Below are 20064 nucleotides of genomic sequence, written 5' to 3'. Positions count from 1 at the left end.
CTCGATTGGGTTTCTTGCTGCAACTTGATTGAGAAGACCGCATGGACAGCTCCAATTTGAAGTAATTGTGGAGCCCAATTGAGAAAAGTCGCGAAGGTCGGAGGCAGTTGGTCATGCGCATCTGTTGCCCGAGGCCGCCTACCCTTAGCTAAAGCCGGCGATGCTTCTATGAATAGCTCAGACTAAACAGTTTCTCGAGTTGATTGGGTACAGTAGCGAGCTCCTCCAAGGAAATCTCTCCGATGGTGACCGCAGTCCCATTACTGGGGGCGCGCGCACCAGCTCTTGCGCTGATTCCCGCGAGCAACCCGCAGGCGCTTGGTTGTATAAAAACGCCGTCAGACACGCACGAAGACACCGGCCGCCACCAGCAGCTCAACCGTCTGCTCGAGCGGCAGGCTCAAAGCCACCGACACGCCGTGCGCGTATTCAGCCTCGCTGAGGCGAGCGCTCGCCGGTTTCTGAATTCTCTTCAGGCGTCGAATCGCCCTGTCCGGAAGTTGCACACCGGTCTGCTTAGCCGCATGTCGGATTTCCGTTTCGCGCACAATATTGCACGTCCAGAACAACCCGCGCGTCGCTGACACGGCCGGACTTCGCGCATGGGTGGGTTCGAGTTGTCCTTCCGCGAGGAGCACGTCATTCAGAATCTCAAATTCCTGTCGAACCTTCCGACGAAGATAACCGTGCGTTTCGAGCAAGGACAGGAAGTCCCATACCGCGACCCGGAGCGAGGTCGACGCAGACGGCAAGACCGCATAGCGCTGAGCTAGCCATTCGGCCACCCGGTCGACGGTCAACTCGGGCATTGTGCGTAAGACCCGCTGGCCCTGGATGAACTTCCGGAAGACGTCGGCTTGCCAAATTCGAGCATGCGCCTTTACGGAGGAGGCGCCGCGCACCGGGCTGCCGAACGCCGGTGGCCAGTCCCGTTCGGCGAGACCGAGCTTCCAGGCCAGGTACATCCGCTTGTCCGCGTCCGGAGCTTCCCGAAACCGCTCGTTTGCCTGCTCAATCTTTTGCCGGGCGGCGGCCTGTCGCGCCAGGGCCGCTGCGCGCTCACGCCGCGCCTGCGCTCGTTCCTGCGCCAGTTCTGCCGCAAGCTCGACTTCCTCTTCCTTGAGCCGTGCTTCTTCTTCCAGGAACCGAGCGTCGAGCAGGGCCTGTGCCTCGGCCCACCCTGGATAGAAAAGCCATCGCTTGCCGTCGACCGTGTCGACGATACGGTGGGTGAGTGCGTCGATGGTGATGTCGCGTGCGACGTCGGACAGGTTAATTTCGAGGGCTGGCATCGCGAGACGGTCGAGCCGAGCGAGCTTGTTGGTATCGGGCTCGTGCGTCACGACGACTTCGATAATGAGCAACTGGTCGCCGTAGTCGGCCACGAAATCCGGCCTGATGCCATCCATCCATTTCTCAGGTTCGCCCGCCGCATCCCAGCGAATGGTGTGCTCGTCGCACACCGTGATGTTCTCCTCGAGCGAACTATCATCTACACAGACCACTGCCGGCACGCGCAGGTGCCAATGCTCAAGCAGAATCTGTTTTGCCAGCAGGTGGAGGGCCGTTTCGAAACCGCATGCGCAGTCCGAGCCGGGCCAGTGCGAAAAATACCAGGTCCGCACTTCCCCTTGCTTCAGAATCACCGGGCTTTGGCAGGCAGCGCAAAGAAACGGACCTGCAGCGTGCCTGGGCAGGTCGCTCGCGGCAACGAGGCGCCCGTGCATGTCCAGGGCAAACGGGATAGTCAAACCGGCTTTCATCGAGCAGGGGCGCATGACAGAAGCGGCTACTATAGCAACACGCCCCAACCTATATGACGTCACAGCGCTCGAAGGCGGTGGTCGTCCGTATCTTGAGGTGCATCACCTGATACGACTCGCGGATGGGGGAGACGACACTGTGTTGAACGCCATTGCCGTATGTCCGAACTGCCATAGGGAACGGCACTTCGGCTTCAAGTATAGCGAAAGGATGCAATATTGCCCGAGGACTCAAGAGCGGACTGACGTCGACGCACCTCCCGCCTCCTGCCCCTCAATTCGTAGAGCTTGCAAAACTATGCCCGACAACAAAAAACATCACTTTGTCCCGAAGTTCTACCTCAAGCGCTTCAGTTCTGATGGCAAAAGCATCAATGCATATGTGTTGAAGTCATCCAAAAAAGTCTTGTCGGCAAACCTGGCGAATCAATGCTACCGCGACTATTTCTATGGGAAGGAGCCTGACTTCGAGCATGCGCTGGGTCTGCTGGAAAGTGAGGCTGCTGGGCTATTGAAGACCATTGGCGAGACGAACTCTCTGTCAGAAAAATACAACGACCGCATCTCCCTGATGTTCTTCATCTTGCTGCAATCTGCTCGCACGGAGTTGATAGCCGAAGAACTCAATGACATGACCGATAAGTTCTTCAAGCACGTTTTTGCGGACAGGGCGAAGGCCGACGGGATAGACATCAACGACTATCAAATGGTCATGCAGGAGCCAGCCAGGCTCACCCTGCAAATGGCCGCAGAGAACTATCCGATGCTGTTGGACCTTGATTTCCGACTTCTGTTGAACTCAACGAAAGAAGGATTTATCACCAGCGACAACCCGGTTGTGTTCTACAACCAGTTCATGTCATTCAGAAAGAACGTGCCAAGTGCAGGCTACGCGTCGAGGGGGTTGCAAACTTTCTTCCCGCTAGACGACAAACGCATGCTCTGTCTCTTTGATGGCGGCGTCTATCGGGCTCCGGGTAATATGGGAGACACGCTGCCTATCACGGACGTAAGGGATGTTTACGAGCTGAACACGGTTCAAGCTTGTTCGGCGTCGGGCGTTCTGTACTTCCACGACAGAGACCAAGACATCGACGCGCTGTGCAAGAAGGCGCGTCCATTCTTTCGGACCGGTCTAAGCAATCTTGATGCTTACCCTCAAGAGGCGCCCCCCGGCGGCAAGCTTGAACTCCTCATGACGTCTCGCCCGGAGATATCGACGAATATGGTGCTTTCATTCCTATCGGTGAGACGTTCTGCTCGGCAGTAGCGTGAGGAATTTCGTCGTATCCGCTTGCAGCCTGCAGTGGTAGTGCGTAATGAGCAACTCCTGCGTGACCATAGAGAATTCTTGGAAGCAGTGAAAGAAGGCGCATACCATCACATGCAATTCCCGGAGTTCATGCGCACAAGATACGGCCGATATTCGACCCCAGCCGTGGCGATTGCATCATCCGCGTGGCATAGTGCGAGCAATACAACGGGAGAGATAAAAGTGGCAACTCTGGAATCTTTGCAAGCAAAAATCAAAAAGCTGGAACAGCAGGCGCAGGCGCTCGTTGCGAAAAAAGCATCGGGCGTCATCGAGAAAATTCGTGACCTCATGGAAAAGCACGGTCTGACGACTGCTGATATCGATGCGCACGCTGGCGGCAAGCAGCGCGCGAAACACGCGGCGGCAAAGACCGCCGCGAAGCCCGCTACGTCTGATGCCAAATACCGGGACCCGAAAAGCGGCGCAACGTGGTCCGGGCACGGGCGCGCGCCACAGTGGATTGCGGCTGCTAAGAACCGCGACAAATACATGGTCGATGTGGGTACGGCCGCAGTGAAGCCGCTGCCTGCCAAGGAGGTGAAGTCGGCGGGAGCTTATGTTCGCGGTCCGCAGCTGGCGAAGTATCAGGACCCCAAATCAGGCGCGACATGGAGCGGCCGCGGTCGCGCGCCGGCTTGGCTTGCTAACGTCAAAGACCGCAGCAAATTCTTGATTGCAGCGGAAGCTGAAGCAACTGTTGCGACGGCTGCAGGTGCTGTGAGCAAGGCGAAGGCTGCGGTGAAGAAGGCCTCGAAGGCAGTTGGTGCGACTGCAGGCAAAGGGCAGCGGAAAGGACTGCAACCGGCTAAGTATCGCGACCCAAAGGCGGGCGCGACATGGAGCGGACGCGGCCCGGCGCCGGCTTGGCTTGCTGGTGCCAAGGACCGCAGTAAGTTTTTGATTGATGGCAACAGCACTGCGGCCGATGCGAAACCGGCGGTCACGAAGGCAGTTGCGAAGAAGGCCCCGGCGGCGAAAAAAACTGCTGCCAAGAAGACCGTCGGCGCGAAGGTGCCGGCTAACAAGACCCTGGCGAGAAACGCGCCGCGCAAGAGCGTGGGCGTGCCCGCGCCGGTGGCTACGGTCGAGTCTGATGCCGAGTTGACGACCTGAACGTAGTTGTCGGGTGCCCGGTGGACCAGCGATTTTGTGGTTCCACCGGGTACACCAAGCTGACGACGTTTTATTGCGCCTGTACTGCTTGATGTTGGGCAGCTTCCCGATGTGACGCGCCGTCATTGGAAACTAATGTGCGGTCATCGTATTAGAGGTAACCAGTAGCACCGGGCGCATGTGAGCGTTGACTACCTTGTTCGAGGCAGCGCCATAAAACGTGAAGCGCGGGGAAACAAAATGAGCAGAAGCGGTGTCCAACTGGTCATGACTTCGCGGCAGTTGGACGACGCTGGAATCGAGATATGACACAAGAAATTGTAGCCTCGCCGGAGGCAATCGCACTTACGCGCATCGCAACGGCTGCGCGGGACGTACAAGCAGCGTCAGCCGCGCTGGAAAAGTATTTCGGCGCCGCGGAACAAGCAGAGCCCTCGACGCTTGAACTTGCGCGCTTTGCTGCTTCAATGCAGGAACTGCGAGACGCGCGAGAGGAATTTGACCGGCTTCTATCGCAAAGTCGCCGGAACTAATTCATGCCGTCCGAGACGTCCTTGTCCACGACTTTCGTTCGCCACCTGAAGGGGATGCAAAACAAAAGAAGGCCGCCAAATAGGCAGGCTACGAGTGCGACGCCCGAGTTAGTCACATCAATCAAACCACTACGGGAATCTTGACGGGCCGCGTTGGCAAGTTCGGAGCGCCTTTAAGAATCAACTCTGGTTTCTCCGTTATCTTGGCAATACCAGAAGCCTTCCCTTGCTTTAGAGCCTTCTTCAGATATGGCTCCATCGCTTTGGCCACTGCCTTGACTGCGGGAACGGCTACTGAATTGCCAAACTGGCGGTACAACTGCGTGTCTGATACCGGCAAAACAAAGTGGTCCTCGAAACCCATAAGTCGAGCACACTCACGGGGGGTAAGACGACGCGGATTTAAACCGTGGCCGCGATGGACCAGAATCTCGGACCCGTCCTTGTAATAACGAGCCGACAACGTCCGGGTCGTATCGTTAGGCGTCACCACAGAGTAACCGAATCCATTTCCCGCCTTTTCGTGCTTGTCACGATATCCTTTCAGATAGCTCCAAAGCTTGTCAGTAAGGACGTATTTCGAGTCAACAGTTGATTCCGGTTCCAAGATGGAGCCGAGCTTAACGGAACCCGGCTCCGGCCAGATGGACTCGTCGGGCCATTCAAAGCCGACGTCCTCGCGAAAGCCGACGATGTAAATCCTTTCGCGATGCTGAGGTGTCCAGCGCTTACCGTCAATAACCTTCCAGTCGATGTGGTATCCGAGTTCCTGTTCGAGCACGTGCTGGATGACTCGAAACGTGTGCCCTCGATTGTGAGAAACGAGGTTTTTCACGTTTTCCAGCATGAAGGCCTTGGGCCGCCTCTCCTTCAGAATTTCGGCTATGCGGAAAAACAGGGTGCCTTGGGCATCACAAGCGAACCCGTGGGTCCGGCCCATCGCGTTCTTTTTCGATACGCCGGCTAGCGAGAACGGCTGACACGGAAATCCGCCCACGAGAACGTCATGGTCGGGAATAGCATCCAAGGGAACAGACCAGATATCCCCAGCAATGTCCTCTTCGTTTTCGTCGTGGTTCACTGCATACGTGATACGGGCATATTTGTCCCACTCGCTGGTGAAGACGCATTTGCCTCCAATGTGCTCGAATCCTTTTCTGATGCCGCCAATGCCCGCGAAGAGGTCAATGAAGGTAAATTTCGGTGCAGCCATGGGTAGCTTTCAGTAGTTGTTCGTCATTTGTAGGTTGAATGGATTGCTTCCCTTCGATTCCTGGCGGTCATTGGACAAAAATAACGGCCTCCCTCAGCGCTCCTGTAAACCGAGTTTCCAAATACATGCCTCGAACATGGACGCGGACCTCGTGCCGGCTCATAAGCAAAAAGCAAAGGTTATCGGAACCGACATCAGAAACGCCGAGACAATCGTCAAACCGAATTCCGTCGAGCCGCCTGAAGGGGCAAACACTTAACTCGGCGTGGCGGCTGCCCCAACCGCGACCAACCGCGAAAAAGGACACTCGGGTTCGCGAAGTCTGCAACATTGCACCACTTTACCAGGTCCTGCCTTCGTTCGCCAGGAATGCAAATGTGGTCTTCACCGGTCCTTCAGTCTGGCAGTTCTGCGGGCATTGACCAATGAGCCCAACTCCTCCACGAGCATGGGAGGGTCCGTCCGGTGGACCATAGAGTGGCAGTTTCCGCACAGAGGGATTAGGTCCTTTATGGGGTCAACGATATATGCTGACCCCAATTTTGACACCGGCGTGCGATGGTGTACCTCGATATAGCCATCCCCTAAATCGCCATAAATATCAAGGAAGTCGAATCCGCAGGATTGACATCGAAGACCATAGTGTTCGATGCAGGCGGCCCGATTTACTGGGCTGCGCTCATAGCGGTTCACCTCGACTCGTAGCTTGGCTCCCTCAGGCAACCCTTTGGTTGAACTATCTGGGACATTCTGACACTCCTCGCCGGTGCCAGTCAGGGCAAGAACCAAGGCGAAGCATGTCGAAGCGACGTGAAAGGCCGTTGTTTGTGTGTCGTCTACTGTCTTTCCAGATGGGAAGCGGCGAGAGACGTCAATCTCAACTCGAGCCCAACGGTCTCGCAGCTCAATGCAATTTGAGCCGTCGTTGCCGTTGATGGCCACGTAAACCTGTGTGCCTGAGGCGACTGCAGACTCCTTGGCACGGACAAACGCTTGTTTCTGAGCATCGCTAGCCTCAGACATGACCCGCAGGAGGGCTCCCGCGAAGTTGTCGGCCTTAAACGAAGCCTCAAACTGTCGGTGTGTTCGGGAAAGCAAGATGGCAAAGCCGTTTCCCTGCTCCAACTCCGAGGGCCGCAACGCGTTGAAGTCCCCGCCATCGACAGTCTCGGAGTGCGAATAGATAGCGACCTGGAACCTACTCTCGAGCTTGCGGCGCAACGCTTCAATATCGAGCCCTTCGGACATCAGCTATCCCCATTGTCAACCGGGTCTGGCAGGTCAGCCACCAGCTTCTTCAGGTTGCGCGACACCTCAATTCGGAACTCCTCGAAAGCATCTTGATTTTCGGGATTGATGTTGTTGAGTTCCGCTTGCGCAAGCGCCCAAAGGAGGTAATCCAAGGCCTGGATGACCGTGCTATTGGATTTGTTGGGTAGATACGCTTTCGTGTAGAACGGATGCCCCGTATTGAGTGCCACCGCCGCCTTGCTGTTCTTGCCAATGGTCGGTTCCCATAGCACGCCGTGCTCAAGGGTCCCACTGGTAACGACGTGGGCGCTGCCGGCATCCTCCGAATTCAAAAGTCGGACTGTCGTCGTGGTCACGCCCGAATTGTTGTTGACCGTAACCTTGCCTGTCGTCTCGTCGACTTTGGAGACTGCGGCAGTCTTTAGGGCGGAACCCTTCTGCTCGATGACATTGCTAGCCGATGAGTGCAGCAGGACGGCTGCACCTTTGGCGAGCCCGGCCGCTCCCTTACGATAGCGTGTTTCAGCCTCTCGTCGGGGCCCCGAGAGAAATCTGTCGCGCAGCCATTCATAGAGCCCCGAATTCAGCTCGATACGGGATTTCTTGATGTCCACCTGAAATGCATTGTCCAGAGTATGGTCGAACGATAGCTCAACGCGGAGCAAAGAATAGTGCGGCTCCTGCTTAAACATGCTCATCCAGTCAGGCCCATGGATAAGCCGGTTTTCCCGGTAGATGTAGAGCCCTTGACGTTCGTTGGAAATGCGTGCCGCAAGACGATTCGCGTCAGAAGAAAACTCCTCTTTTCGAGGCAGCACGAAGGCGCGCACGACGAATGAAGTCTGCGTTCCGTCCTGCAGCCGGACATCCATCTTCTTCTCGGCGACAGGCTCCTTTGTCTCGACTATGCAAAACGGGTCCCATGCAACAACAGATTCACCGTTCAGCTTGATATCAACATTGCGCTCGCGACTGTCATTGCCGTCGAGGAACCGCTGAAAGACGACCCCGATATGGTCCCGGAGGCCTGACGCCAGCTTGTCGACGGTTTTCCGGATAGGCTGCCCGTCGGGAGCGTTTATTCGGTCGACGTTTTCCCATAGCACGAGCGTTCCGGGCCCACCAGCGGCAACCTCATCAAGCACTTGCGCGTGGGCAGCATCGGCGGCGGCAATCTCGAGGTCCCAACTATTCCGTTTTGCCATCTCATCGAGGTCCCACGTTGCGCGCAACAATGGGGATGCGCCAGCCTCACGAGAGGCAACCGAAAGACGTCGGCAGAACGCCGTGGAAGCCGTTTTCAGGCCCATTCCAAACTTGCCAAGGCTCTTGGCGCTGGCCCTCTTACTGGAGCCGTACTTCATCGCGTTGACGAGACCTTCCTCAGTCATCCCATGTCCGTTATCAACGACTGAGATGATGACGCTGTCCGCGAAATCGACCTCCAATCGAACATGAATCTTGTCAGCCCCAGCTGCGATGGAATTGTCGAGGATGTCAGCAACGGCAGCATTGAAGTCATACCCCGTGTCTCGTAGGCCCTCGCTGATGCGGGCCACGTCGGGGGGGACGCTGATATGTTTTTCGGTCATGGGACTGCTCAATTTTCAGTTAACTCGAGTGGATGACCGTCCATCCTCCACCCAAAACGAGCGTATCCCCGTCTATTTCCAGACTGGATGACGTGTTCGAGCGAATGATGTCGACCTCGAAAGAAGCGTTTTCGTCGCGTGAGAAGACCAGTGCGTCGTCAACCTTGGCGTCAATGGCACGCATGAATCCCGTCATACCGGTCAGGCGGTATTCGTTACGCGTCCCATCACCGAAGAGCTTGTTGTTGTAATAGATGAAGTTGAACTCCCAACGCTCCCGACTCTGTCGCTCGAAAACTACAAGTTTCATTCTCGGATTCTTAACGGTCTTGTCGAGGGATGGAAAGAACGAAAGGATGCGCTCTTCCTTTGGAACCAAAATACCTGCTTGGTGACCGCCCGTGGTCCCGACGTCGTTGGCGCTCAATCTCTTCCGAACTTCTGTTGTCACTTGTTTAGCTCCAGTCTCAGGCAAGCGGTGATATCTGCAGCGCCCGCGCGATGGTCATTGGGTCAACATTTCCGTCGTGACCGGTTACAGCTTCATCGGCAAGGTCTTGCTTGAAAGCTGCAGCTCCTCTAATCACTTCTTCGACAGTTTGCACATAGAACAGGTGGTGAACGGTCACAGGCTTCAATTGCTTTCTTCGATACGCGCGTGCCGACGCTTGGGCCGTGAGTGCGGGGTTCCACTCCGGGTTGTAATGAATCACGTGGTTTGCGGTCGTTATGTTAAGGCCGGAACCTGCCGCCTTTGGATTCAAAAAGAGTACGCCGTAACCGTTGTGCGCGAAAAACCGGTCGACGACCTCCTGTCGTCCGGCGCTGTCGACCCGGCCATCAATAAAGTCAAAAAAGCCCTTCGGGAATCGCCTCGGAAAATCGGACATGAAGAGGTCCGCGACAGCCTGGTAGGTTGAAAAAACGAGCGCTTTTTCCCCCGAGCTAAAGATTTCATCGACAAGTTCAATCGTCCGTTCGTATTTCGGCATCTCGACTGAAGGGTCGGTGTGCCAGTTCCCTACCAACGATGGGTGGGCGCACAGCATACGAAGGCGCGTGGTCGCGACGAGACCGCCGGCAGCGCCGAACTGCTCTAAAGTGGCCTTGCGCAGAGCTTCATATGTCTGAGCAAGGGGCAAGGACATCGTTAATGCCTGAGGCACCTCAATCCGCTCGGGCAGGTCTTGCGCTACGTCCTGCACCTTTCGGCGCAACAGCATCGGGGCAACGATAGGCGCCAATCGCGCGGCGTCCTCCAGTTCGTTCCCGAACTGGGAGGTAAATGCGGTCCGTGCTCCGAGTAGGCCCGGCATGACGAAATCTGACAAGGACCATAGGTCATCAATGCAGTTCTCCAACGGCGTACCAGTTATCGCTATCGAAACCCGGCGAGGTATCCGCTTAACCGTAGCTGACCGCTCGGCGTCGGGGTTCTTGATTGCCTGTGCCTCGTCGAGTGCGACGACGTTCCAATGAAGCTGATTGAGTATTTCCTCGTCGCGAATGGTCGTGTCATAGGAAACAAGAACGACGTCCGCATCTCGTAGCCGGCCGGCTGAGCCAGCCCGGTCTGCGCCGGCATGGAGTAAGACAGACAGCGTCGGTGCAAAGAGCGCCAGTTCCCTGCGCCAGTTCTCTAGCAATGTTGCCGGAGCAACCACAAGGGACGGGCCGCGCCCGGCGTTCTTTTCAATCTGGAGCATCGCAATGACCTGCGCCGTCTTGCCCAGTCCCATCTCGTCCCCGAGGATGCAGCCGACGCCCTGTTCCGCCACAACGGACAAAAAAGCGACCCCTGATGACTGGTATGCGTAAAGCGTCCCAGAAAATCCGGCGATTTGTCCTTGGGCGTTGCCAACGACCGGTGCAGAGGCGTTGAACGCCACTTCATCGAACACAGCAAACGGTAGGTCCTTCTGAGCGCGCAAGGTAACAAGGTCACCAATGGTGATGCTCCCCTGCGTCTCGATGCCTGCGGTCTTCAGCCAATTGTGAGCTATGCGTACGAGGTCTTCTCTTATGGGATACCACCGTCCGTCATGAATCAACTGGTCGCCAACTCTGTTTGCGCGAACAAAACCGGTACCCGTGGCCAGACCAAGCGAAAGCTGGAGGTTTCGTCCATCAAGTCCCGAGAGAAAAACGGCCGGCCGGGCCGGCTCGCGGGAGAATGTTAATCCCGCGATGTCTTCCACTGGACTACGAACAGTCTCGTCCCCGCAAATGCGTAACCGCCCGAACACCGCCCGGAAGATATCGATTGCCGGGAGGAGCAGGCGCTCCCCGGATGCTTTTTTGAGAAAAATTTGGGAGCCTTCGGCCACCCATGTAGCGCTGGTCATGACGGCGATTTTTCGGTCGTATTGTGGTCGTTCAAATACCAATATTGACGCCAATGTTTACCACTAGCCAACAGTGGCACTCATTTGGCCCGTCGATACCCCACAGTTGTCCCCACGAACCGGCATAAAAGCATCCAATGCGCATGCTTACCGCCACGCGCAACCCTGGGAGCGTGATTCGTAATAGTACGAGAATATTCGCCGAGTTTGCACGCAGAATCGCCTGCGAGGGCTTCCATGTGGGAGTATCTGCCTGGAGGGTGTCGCTGCTCGAAGGCTAGATGTTATTTCCCTTTGTGGAGGTCCAAATCACGGAGTTCCTCGAGCGTGCGAACAACCGCCTCTACCTGTTCGCCATCGAAGTCATCCCGGTCCGCTTCTTCATGCGTGCCTTTGTTCAGGTAAGTCCAGATAAGGCTGGTCCCTGGGATGCCGAGGATGCGCTCCAGTGCTCCAACAATTATTTCCTTGTTGGCGTGATTGAACGAGCCGGCATCGCGCAGCTTCTTCCGCAGCGCCTCGCACAGGTTTCTAAGCGCCGGCTCCGCGCCGACACCAGCGAGTGGAACACTAAGCGTACCTAGGTCATGTGTTCCCAGCCACCGCCAGACCTTCTCGGTTAGCATCTCGAGCGCCTGCCGTGATGCAGACAATGCTTCCCGGTCGTTCAATACGTCCCGAGCAGCTCGCGCTTTCGCAACGTAGTTCGCAGTTGGGACATTGCCGCTCACGCGCGGATGATGGTCTCCAGTATGGTGGCGGAAGAGATAAACCTGAGAGTCGCGCTCTCGGGGCAGATGTTGCTGGATGTCCTTGATGAATTCGTTGCTGTGGCAGGTGACGACGATTTGAGTGTCCGCAAACGTTTCGCTCTCAAATATGGCTTCCCGGATACCGCCGCGGTGGTCGTGGTCAATCGCATTGATTGCATCGTCGAAAACAATCGTCGGTGAGTCGATGCTCTTCGCCTTTGCCAAAAGAATCGCGAGGCCAAGACAGCGGATATGACCTTCACTCAGAACATGCAATGCATCTACACGTCTGTCTTGGTCGCCGCGGAAGGTGACTTCAATTTTTCCATCGTCCGTCAAGGGCAAATGCAGTGCCGCAAGCTTGTCGGCGTCCAGGTCGTTGCGATTGAACTCGTTGTATAGATTAAGCGCCGTCTCGTTGAGGCCCGCCATCAATTGGCCCGGGAGGCGGTCCCGATACGACCGCAGCTCCTCGAGAAATCGGTCATACGTACCCTTCAGAGGCGTGTCGCGAGCGATAGCGAGTCGCTCCAGTTCGGCGTCTGCTATCAGTTGGGCGTTTGCAACGTCAAAAGCGTCAATACGCTTGTTGGCCGCAGCGACGTTATCCTTAAGTGTTTGCCGTTTTTGGTCTTGTGCTTGAACTTTGAGGCGAAAATCCTCAAGACGTTTGCGCTCGTCGACCTCGGGTTGCCGATTCTGTTGCGCTTGCTGCGAAGCGGCATCTTGTGCCTCCATACGCTCGACAATTGCAAACAGTTCCTGCTGCACGTCAGGGTTGGCTGGTTGCGCAGGCTCTTTGGGATAGATGCCTGCCCACCATGCGCCGTCAGGGGCCGGCGGCAACGTAGCAAGAAACTGCGTGAGCACTGCTGGCTTCTCAGTCAGAGAAGCGAGAAACCCGGATACCAGACTGAGCATCTCTCGAAGTTCCCGGGATGATTGGTCCACTTCGCGCTGTGCGGCACGTTGCTTATCCTGAAGGGTGCCAAGCTCCTCGAGCTGCTTAAGTCCTGCCGATGCTTTCTCGTACGGGTTGGTCGCGACCTGCACCGGCCCGGCAAGTGGCGTATCGCATGCAGGGCACCGGTCTCCCACAGACTCTTTCAGTGCAACGACCGCGTCATACAGACTCTTGAACGATACTTGCTCGCTGCGGGCACGCAGGGCGGCAGTATGTTCGTCAACTGTGCTCTGACACTCGTTCGCCTTGTCAAATGCTGCAACGAGTCCCAGACGGGTCACACCGATGATGCTTGGCGGCATGCGTTCCAGAATGGCATTGAGGGCGTGGAGTCGGCCAGGTACTGCCTCGGAGCCAATGAGCTGCTTAAGCATTTCATAGGTCGTGCCTGCGGCGTGTTCGAGCCCCAACTTGGCTTCCTCGGCATCAAGCCCGCGAAGTGACTCCGCTTCGCCTTTGACGGTTTGTTGGTCAGTGGCCAGCGTGGCACGCTGCGCGGCCAACGCTTTTTGCTTGTTATCAGTCAGGACGAGCTGGCCGTCGATGTTTTCATTGAAGTTGCCGACAAAGTCGCTGAACTGGTCCATGCCAAACAGCGTGGCTATCAATTCTGCTCGTTGTGCTGGCGGACGTGCAGCAATCCGAGAGAAGGAGTCAATTCGGTTCTTCTCGACGAAGCAGAAGCGATACGTGTCAGGGTTCGCGGCGACATTGATTTCACCGCCCCGGTGGTCCGTTGCTGTCAGGACGGGCTCAACGAAGCGCCCGGCGTGCAAATTCGCGAGGTACGTGCGCGCGACGATTCGCTTGGCGCCTGCTTCCTCGACCTCGCCTAGCAGCGCGTATTCCAATCCTTCGCACAAGCTAGTCTTACCGCTTCCATTCGGGCCATAGAAGAGGACCACCTGCTTGGTCAGGTCGAAGGTCTCAGGGTTTCTGAATCCACGGAACGGACCAAGAGTGAAGTTGCGCAGCCGCTTCCATGCCCACACGCCAGCGACGGCTTGAGCCGCCGGCGCTGGCACGGCGTCCGCGGTTTCCGGCATTGAGTCGCGTATTAGCCGCGCAAGAGTAATTGAGCGCTGACTGCGTTGTCTTGTGGTCGCCGCAAGCTCGTCGAAATTCTGCAAGCAGAGCATCGCCAGACGGCGCACGTCGGCAGGCATTGCGCTATCCGGCTCGTAGAGCCGGCGGACGAAGTGTTCAAAATCTTGTTTGGCAGTAGCCATTACTGCTCCTCTCAGTGTTGTTGTAATGTTCGCCGCAACTTCACGAAACCAACGCTTTCAGAACCAGCGGCTTTCGGCTTATTTGGTCGTCGGTTCGTCCGTCGCAGACCGCGCAGTACTTCGAGCGAATGCCAAGGCGCCGTCAATATCGAGATGCGTCGATGCGAACGCGGCGTGCTTCACGGACATCGGTAGCGCCCAGTCCCATTTTTCCCGGTCAAGATTATCTATCTCGGCTACGGTCTTGATGGCTGTTGCCTGGTCTAACTGACCAATCTGATGTAGAGCCTCCGTCATGCGCTCTGCGCTGCCGTTCGACACGCCGATGACTGCGCCATTGTTAAACGCGTCGAGTTTGTTGGCACGTAGCAGCAGGACCAGAGCGTCGTTGAGATAATCACCTTGCCACGTGGCAATAAAGGTACCCGAGCCCTCTCGGAAAATGACGGTCCGTTCCAGTGACGCTTCGGCATAGTATCGACGCGCCTCTCGCAGCATTCCTTGGCCCGCGGCGTCCAGAAACAATACGGGTTCCGCGCCCGCCAGAAGACGCCGCATTTCGCGCCGCACCTCGTCATGAACCATCGCGCCGTTGCCATCAAATTGCGGTGGAGCGCCACCTTTGTCTGGTGTTACGTAAATGGTCTTTCCTTCTTGGTCGACTTCTTCGACACGCCAGCGCCGTCCGCCAAATATCAAGCCCTGACCCTTGGTCAGCGGGTGCGCCACTGGGACGCTTCCAAGCTGGCGTCCACCCGCAATCACCCGAAATTCTTCATCGCTGGCGAAAGCGGAATAGAACTCGTAGTGGTTGACCAGTTTTTCACCGAGCCCGCCGTGAAGGAGCAGCCCGTTTGACGATTGGACAAGAAGGTCCAGCTTGCCCAGATTCTGCAAGACCTCCGTGAATGAGGACTTATCTATTGCCTCGAACGTACCACTGGCTATCAGGCTGGCCCAAAGCTCTGCGGCCGTACACCCACCACGCTCTGCGATGCTGGACAGAATTTGCTGGATTAGAGTCGACGCATGCATTCCGCCAACCCTAGGCGGCTCGAACCATCCTCGCATCAACAGACTTACCATCGCGACTGACTGGACCAGACTTTCCCGTATCCGGTCGGAAAAATCGGAATCCGCCTTCAACTCCGATTCGACGCAGTACCCGCGCAAGATTGCCGGTTCGCCCTTGCGCCGGCCTGAGCGCCCGAGACGCTGACGGAGGCTCGCTACCGATGGCGGTGCGCCAATCTGCGCAATGCTCTTTACTGCACCGATGTCGATACCGAGTTCCAGCGTAGTAGTGCAGATGGCGCTCGCCGGCCTGGTACCGTCCTTGAGTGCTTGCTCCGTGTCCTCGCGGAGCTCCTTCGACAGGCTTCCATGGTGAGGCCAGAATTCGTTCGGATATCCGTCTCGTTCGCAAGCGCGGCGCAAAAGGTCGGCATAGGTTTCGACGAGCCGCCGGCTGTTGGGGAATATGAGATTGTTTGAGCCACGCAGCGACTTGTACAGCTGGTTCGCGACGTCGACGGTACTTCCGGGGACGGCATCCTCCAGCACCGGATTTTCTAAATCGGGTTCCAGTTCGATTCTGGGCGGTCGGAGGACAAAGCCTTTTATCAGGACCTTCAGTTCCTGACCGCCGCTCTTCGATTCGATGACCTCGACGGCGGTGTCGTGGCCAGGCCGAAGGAATTGCGCTGCAAGCTGCATGTCGCCGAGCGTGGCGGAAAGCCCAACGCGAGGAACCCGCCGTCCGCATGTGCGCTCGACCCGGTGCATCAGTGACTGGAGCTGCTTTCCGCGCTCAGACCCAATGAACGCATGCAATTCATCGACAACGATGTAGCGCAGCGCGCCGAATGTTGCCTGCAAGGACGAACCACGATTGACAAACATCGCTTCGAGAGACTCGGGCGTTATAAGCAGAACGCCCTTTGGATTCTTAAAGAATCGCTGCTTGCGGCTCGCTGACACGTCTCCGTGCCAACCAATCACGGGAATCTCAAGTTCTTCGCAAAGGTCATTCAATCGCGACCATTGGTCGTTGATAAGGGCCTTCAACGGGCTGATATAGAGCACCGACCCGGTACACGACTCGTCGCGCAGCAAATTCGACAGAATGGGAAGGAACGCAGCTTCCGTTTTCCCAGCCGCTGTCGCTGCGGCGATGATGACGTCACGGTCTGCATTGATGAGCGCGGGAACGGCGCGCTCCTGCGCGTCGCGTAGCTCGGTCCACCCCTCCCTCCAGACCCAATGTCGAATCTTTTCGTGGAGCAGGTCGAAGCTTCGGGAGTCAGCCGAGGCGGAAACTGGCGAGTTCATCGTCACCCTCGGTCGCAACGTCAGCCACGCCTCCCGTATCCTTCTCGACTTCGAGCGTCCCAATCAACTGCCGCCAGTCAGCCGACGGATTCTGTTCCAGAACCGCTAACAGGTTAATGAACGCCGTTATCGTCGTGCGCGGTGTTCTGAAATAGGTGTCTCCGAGCCGCATGGCGCAATGCGCCATGAAGGCCGGAATCGCTTCCTGCGGCAAAATCGCCTTGGTTGCGTCGCCGAACGCGTGGACGATGCGAATCTTATCCAGGAGGACATAAAAGTCCTCAGGCGTAAGGCTGGCCAGCCGTATCACCGGACCGGTGTAGTCGACAAAACCATTCGTGGCGAACGTGTTTTCGGCAAGCCGCGACTGAAGGGCGGTGTAGCTATAGAGCCCTCGCTTCGTATCGAGCAGAAACTCGGGGGTACCCCCAAGAACGAACCCCAATCCTTCTGCAGACCCCTGGAGCGAATCGTTGAGAATCCGCAGAATCTGTTCGTAGTTCGAGTTCCGCGCCTGGACGTTCGCGAGTTTGTACAAGTTCACCAGCTCGTCGAGGCACACCATCATCCCGCCGTACCCGGCGAGTTTGACAAACCGAGCCATGAGCTTGAGTTGGTCGTACACCGATGCGTCATCGATGATGGTGCGAACCCCGAGTGCCGCCCGGGCATCGGTCTTGGTGGAGAACTCGCCGCGCAACCAGCGAATCGCGTCGCCCTTGAGCTGCTCGTTTCCTTCGTCGAATCCGCGGCAGTATGCTGCGATAACGTCCGCGAAGTCGTATCCATTGACCATCTCGGTCAAGTGATTGAGCTGCAAGCGAATCACCTCCTCGCTCGTTCGCCCCGAGGCCTTAGCCTCGGTTTTGGCCTGCCCAATGAACTTCTCTACAATACCCGCGAGCGCACCGCCGTCAGGCTTCGTGCGAGTCGACATGTTCTTCGCCAGTTCGGCGTACAGTGAACGTGCCTGACCACCGGAGGCATGCAATCTTCTGTCAGGGTTCAGGTCCGCATGGACCGTGACCAGCTTCTTCTCGAGTGCGATGGCTCTGACGAGATTCAGAAAGAAGGTCTTCCCAGCGCCATATTCGCCCACCACCACCCGGAAGCTCGAGCCACCGTCCGCGACACGTCCAATGTCCTGAATCAAAGCGTCGAGCTCTTTTGCGCGACCGACCTGGATTAGATGTTATCCGATTCGTGGGACAACGCCAGCGCGAAGGGACTGAAGAACCGCATCGCGGTCCTTCGGGCGAATTGTTGTCATGAGGCTAACCTTTGTGCAAATTCCTGATTGATTTCGACTGGGTCGTCGCCGTCAGTCAGCGGCTCGTCCCAGTGGTCGAGCGAGGCTTCATTTACCTGTTCAATTGCGCCGTCGAGCATCAGTTCGAGGTCCGATGCCGCGTCAGAGAGCTCCGAGCGAGTCCATGAAGAACGTGACAGCAAAAGGCGCAAGAATGTCGAGTGCGCCGCGTCCAGGCCTAGCAGGCTCGCAGACCCCGTCTGCGGCTCGACGGTTTCCTGAACCGGTTCCGCAACCGGGACCTCTCCTGCAAACACATCAGCCAATAAGGCGGAGACTTCCGCTGTTTCCTTCTGGAGCGCTTCGATTCTCGCGGTATCTAGCGTAAAAGCCGGTTGCGCCGACCCGCTCGGCGCCTTCTCAGGACCGGTCGAAGGCCGCAGCGCGCTAGAAGAACCGACAACAGTGTTGCCATGCAGGTCTCCGTAGAGCCGTTGAGGGTCGAGACCAAGCATTTGATAGAGTTTTTCCAGCATTTTTACTTCGGCCGGTGACACGAAGCCATCTGCATTTGCTGTCTGCACGAGCAGAGTCGCGACTGAAACCTTCGCCTCTGCAGAAAGCGGTTCAAGCCGCTTCTTCAGGTTCATGGGGGTAGGCGGCTGAGCAATCTGCACCGCGGCGCGAGCTTTAAGCCTATCCTGTTGTCGGGGCGTCAATTGCGGCCACGACTCAATCTGGCGATGAATCAATGCAACTTCCTGCTCAGACGCGTTGCCGTCAGCCATCGCAATCGATGCCGCCATGTCCACCATTAGCGCGAACGTTAAGTAACTGTCGTCAACGAAATTGGTTGAGGTGTTTGGAGGCGTCGCATACAACCCGACATACTCGGCGCTCTTCGGCGTCCGCCCCGAAATTCGCGCATCCGGTTCAATAGCTACGCCGGCCTCTCCCAACACGCGGGCGAGAGCGGTCAGCTTGTCGCGCGTAATGCTCCCAGACGCCTTGAATTTTTCGAGCAAGCTTCCAAAAGTCATCACGACTGTCCCGACGACGACAGTTGAAGCAAGTGACTCAAGCTCCAGACGAGCACTCTCCGGCCACAATTCGACCGGCAACGTAAGCGCACTTTCCAGCGAGCCTTTCGCATCCGGATTCCGGCCCAGAAATCTGCTGTATGCATCGAGCGAGTCGGAGCACTCGTTGACCAGTTGCTGGAGCTTGTTCCTCGGTCCCGTCACGGCAGCAATATCAGGCAGCGACGTAATGTAATCGGGGTACTCGATGCCCTGCAGTGCAGGGAAGGCGGTTTGCGCGGACACCTTCAGCTTTGTCTTGTTCGCCGTCAGCTTCATGCCATCGCGGAATTGCTCCCGGTATTTCCGCCGGAACAGTTGGCGAAATTCGTCCTCGCAGCGTGTCACTGGGGTTCGCTTATATACGCCGCCGTCGCCAAGCGCCCACGCAAGTGCCCAATCCGAAGGCACCGGCTTCTTATCGACCGCAGCCTGACCAAACGCAACGCGTATGCTCAGCGGTACCTCGAACGCACTGCTGATTGTCCCCGGCAACTGGTCGTACTGACGCTGAGGGTGAGTTAGATGGACGAAAATGAACTCAAGCAGGCCATCGATGTGTACGGTCCGCAAAACGTTCGAATAAACCGATTTCAGACGCTTCAGTTCACTTGCGATGGTTTCAAGTTCGGCTTTTTGCACCTTTCCTTGAATCCCGTCGAAAAGGACGCGCCTCTCGAGACCATAAAAGTAAAAAAAGGCAAAGCTTCGATGCAATCGCGTGTCAGAGCGGTCGGAAGCCAGCCACTGAAGGTATGCGCCACGTTGCTCGGCCGAAAAGGACTGATAGCTGAGCCAGTAGTCTTCCGACCCGGCAGAGAGGTCGCTGGCTGTCTTAGCGACATTTGCCTTCGGATTCAGGACGCACGCGTCCAAGCTGGTAGCCTCGACGCGCTTGGGGACACCCAGATAGAACATGCCCCCTGTAATCGCTACGCCGCTAATCTCCACCTTTTCGCCGGGGCCGACCCATCGAACGCCCGCTGTGGTTTCAAGCGCGGGCCGCGCAATTCGATAGGACGAAGAGGGTGAATCTGCTGACAGGGTGACTGTCAGGAATTCGTCGTCGGACTGGGCGCGACGGCCGATATTGGTGGGCGGCATCGAGGAGCTTGAGCTAGGGCCGTGTGGTGCGGCAGAAGTCGGATAGTTGGTGGTAGTAGCAGGTCCTTGTTCCTTCTTCTTGCCGAAGATAGCCACAAGCACACAGCCGAGCACAAAGACGAGGAACACGGTCCACCCGCCCTTCGGGGCAAATATGATGGCCATGACAATAGCCACAACCAGCGTGCCCGCGCCGGAACCCGATTTTTTCGCCTTCCGGCCCATGGTCTC

At 57.0% G+C, this 20064-nt stretch carries 12 protein-coding genes and 2 pseudogenes; 4 read left to right on the top strand and 10 right to left on the bottom strand.

All coding sequences use genetic code 11. The features are described from left to right. Nucleotides 1-338: 338 nt before the first annotated feature. Nucleotides 339-1763, bottom strand: a complete 1425-nt coding sequence (locus HDG39_RS00905) for a competence protein CoiA family protein (RefSeq protein ID WP_221305976.1) — start codon at nucleotides 1761-1763, stop codon at nucleotides 339-341. Here HDG39_RS00905 and HDG39_RS35555 point away from each other — a divergent pair. The 4 genes and pseudogenes from HDG39_RS35555 to HDG39_RS00890 form a co-directional block, all read left to right on the top strand. Then, a pseudogene (locus HDG39_RS35555) lies at nucleotides 1726-1938 on the top strand (HNH endonuclease); the annotation flags it as partial. The gene HDG39_RS00905 and the pseudogene HDG39_RS35555 sit on opposite strands and share 38 nt — an antisense overlap. Nucleotides 1939-2061: 123 nt before the next feature. After that, the gene (locus tag HDG39_RS00900; RefSeq protein WP_260327509.1) at nucleotides 2062-3033 is read left to right on the top strand and encodes a DUF4238 domain-containing protein; all 972 of its coding nucleotides are present in this window, start codon (nucleotides 2062-2064) and stop codon (nucleotides 3031-3033) included. A 90-nt stretch (nucleotides 3034-3123) separates the two neighbouring features. Further along, nucleotides 3124-4191: an H-NS family nucleoid-associated regulatory protein gene (locus HDG39_RS00895; protein ID WP_311665032.1), complete on the top strand. Its 1068-nt coding sequence runs from the start codon at nucleotides 3124-3126 to the stop codon at nucleotides 4189-4191. 305 nt (nucleotides 4192-4496) lie between these two features. After that, complete coding sequence (locus tag HDG39_RS00890; RefSeq protein ID WP_184002499.1) at nucleotides 4497-4724, top strand: hypothetical protein; 228 nt, start codon at nucleotides 4497-4499, stop codon at nucleotides 4722-4724. Nucleotides 4725-4845: 121 nt separating this feature from the next. On the opposite strand, the gene dcm is transcribed toward HDG39_RS00890, so the two are convergent. The 9 genes and pseudogenes from dcm to HDG39_RS00845 all read right to left on the bottom strand — a co-directional run bounded on the left by dcm (nucleotide 4846) and on the right by HDG39_RS00845 (nucleotide 20058). After that, nucleotides 4846-5937, bottom strand: a complete 1092-nt coding sequence (gene dcm / locus HDG39_RS00885) for a DNA (cytosine-5-)-methyltransferase (protein ID WP_184002497.1) — start codon at nucleotides 5935-5937, stop codon at nucleotides 4846-4848. 384 nt (nucleotides 5938-6321) lie between these two features. Then, nucleotides 6322-7185: an HNH endonuclease gene (locus HDG39_RS00880; RefSeq protein ID WP_184002495.1), complete on the bottom strand. Its 864-nt coding sequence runs from the start codon at nucleotides 7183-7185 to the stop codon at nucleotides 6322-6324. Further along, entirely contained in the window at nucleotides 7185-8780 is a 1596-nt protein-coding gene (locus HDG39_RS00875; protein ID WP_184002493.1) for an ATP-binding protein, read from the bottom strand. The genes HDG39_RS00880 and HDG39_RS00875 overlap by 1 nt, the downstream gene beginning before the upstream one ends. A 19-nt stretch (nucleotides 8781-8799) precedes the next feature. Then, complete coding sequence (locus HDG39_RS00870; RefSeq protein WP_149673848.1) at nucleotides 8800-9231, bottom strand: EcoRII N-terminal effector-binding domain-containing protein; 432 nt, start codon at nucleotides 9229-9231, stop codon at nucleotides 8800-8802. A 16-nt stretch (nucleotides 9232-9247) separates the two neighbouring features. After that, nucleotides 9248-11125, bottom strand: coding sequence for a DEAD/DEAH box helicase (locus tag HDG39_RS00865; RefSeq protein WP_184002491.1), 1878 nt, complete (start codon nucleotides 11123-11125; stop codon nucleotides 9248-9250). A gap of 284 nt (nucleotides 11126-11409) precedes the next feature. Continuing rightward, nucleotides 11410-14070, bottom strand: a complete 2661-nt coding sequence (locus tag HDG39_RS00860; protein ID WP_184002489.1) for an AAA family ATPase — start codon at nucleotides 14068-14070, stop codon at nucleotides 11410-11412. A 78-nt stretch (nucleotides 14071-14148) separates the two neighbouring features. Beyond that, nucleotides 14149-16401, bottom strand: a complete 2253-nt coding sequence (locus HDG39_RS00855) for a DEAD/DEAH box helicase (RefSeq protein WP_184002487.1) — start codon at nucleotides 16399-16401, stop codon at nucleotides 14149-14151. Beyond that, nucleotides 16373-17671: pseudogene (locus tag HDG39_RS00850) on the bottom strand (ATP-binding protein). The gene HDG39_RS00855 and the pseudogene HDG39_RS00850 overlap by 29 nt, the downstream one beginning before the upstream one ends. Next, entirely contained in the window at nucleotides 17668-20058 is a 2391-nt protein-coding gene (locus HDG39_RS00845; protein ID WP_260327467.1) for a tellurite resistance TerB family protein, read from the bottom strand. Before HDG39_RS00845 ends, HDG39_RS00850 begins: the two are co-directional and overlap by 4 nt. Nucleotides 20059-20064: the final 6 nt, after the last annotated feature.

Source organism: Paraburkholderia lebeckiae (genome assembly GCF_014201005.1).
Taxonomy (GTDB): Bacteria; Pseudomonadota; Gammaproteobacteria; order Burkholderiales; family Burkholderiaceae; genus Paraburkholderia; species Paraburkholderia tuberum.
This window is presented reverse-complemented; position numbering and strand designations above follow the sequence as displayed.

Coding starts and splice junctions, on each gene's coding strand:
- HDG39_RS00845 (WP_260327467.1), bottom strand. CDS start 20,058: ATGGGCCGGAAGGCGAAAAAATCGGGTTCCGGCGCGGGCACGCTGGTT.
- HDG39_RS00905 (WP_221305976.1), bottom strand. CDS start 1,763: ATGAAAGCCGGTTTGACTATCCCGTTTGCCCTGGACATGCACGGGCGC.
- HDG39_RS00890 (WP_184002499.1), top strand. CDS start 4,497: ATGACACAAGAAATTGTAGCCTCGCCGGAGGCAATCGCACTTACGCGC.
- HDG39_RS00855 (WP_184002487.1), bottom strand. CDS start 16,401: ATGAACTCGCCAGTTTCCGCCTCGGCTGACTCCCGAAGCTTCGACCTG.
- HDG39_RS00880 (WP_184002495.1), bottom strand. CDS start 7,185: ATGTCCGAAGGGCTCGATATTGAAGCGTTGCGCCGCAAGCTCGAGAGT.
- HDG39_RS00875 (WP_184002493.1), bottom strand. CDS start 8,780: ATGACCGAAAAACATATCAGCGTCCCCCCCGACGTGGCCCGCATCAGC.
- HDG39_RS00900 (WP_260327509.1), top strand. CDS start 2,062: ATGCCCGACAACAAAAAACATCACTTTGTCCCGAAGTTCTACCTCAAG.
- dcm (WP_184002497.1), bottom strand. CDS start 5,937: ATGGCTGCACCGAAATTTACCTTCATTGACCTCTTCGCGGGCATTGGC.
- HDG39_RS00860 (WP_184002489.1), bottom strand. CDS start 14,070: ATGGCTACTGCCAAACAAGATTTTGAACACTTCGTCCGCCGGCTCTAC.
- HDG39_RS00865 (WP_184002491.1), bottom strand. CDS start 11,125: ATGACCAGCGCTACATGGGTGGCCGAAGGCTCCCAAATTTTTCTCAAA.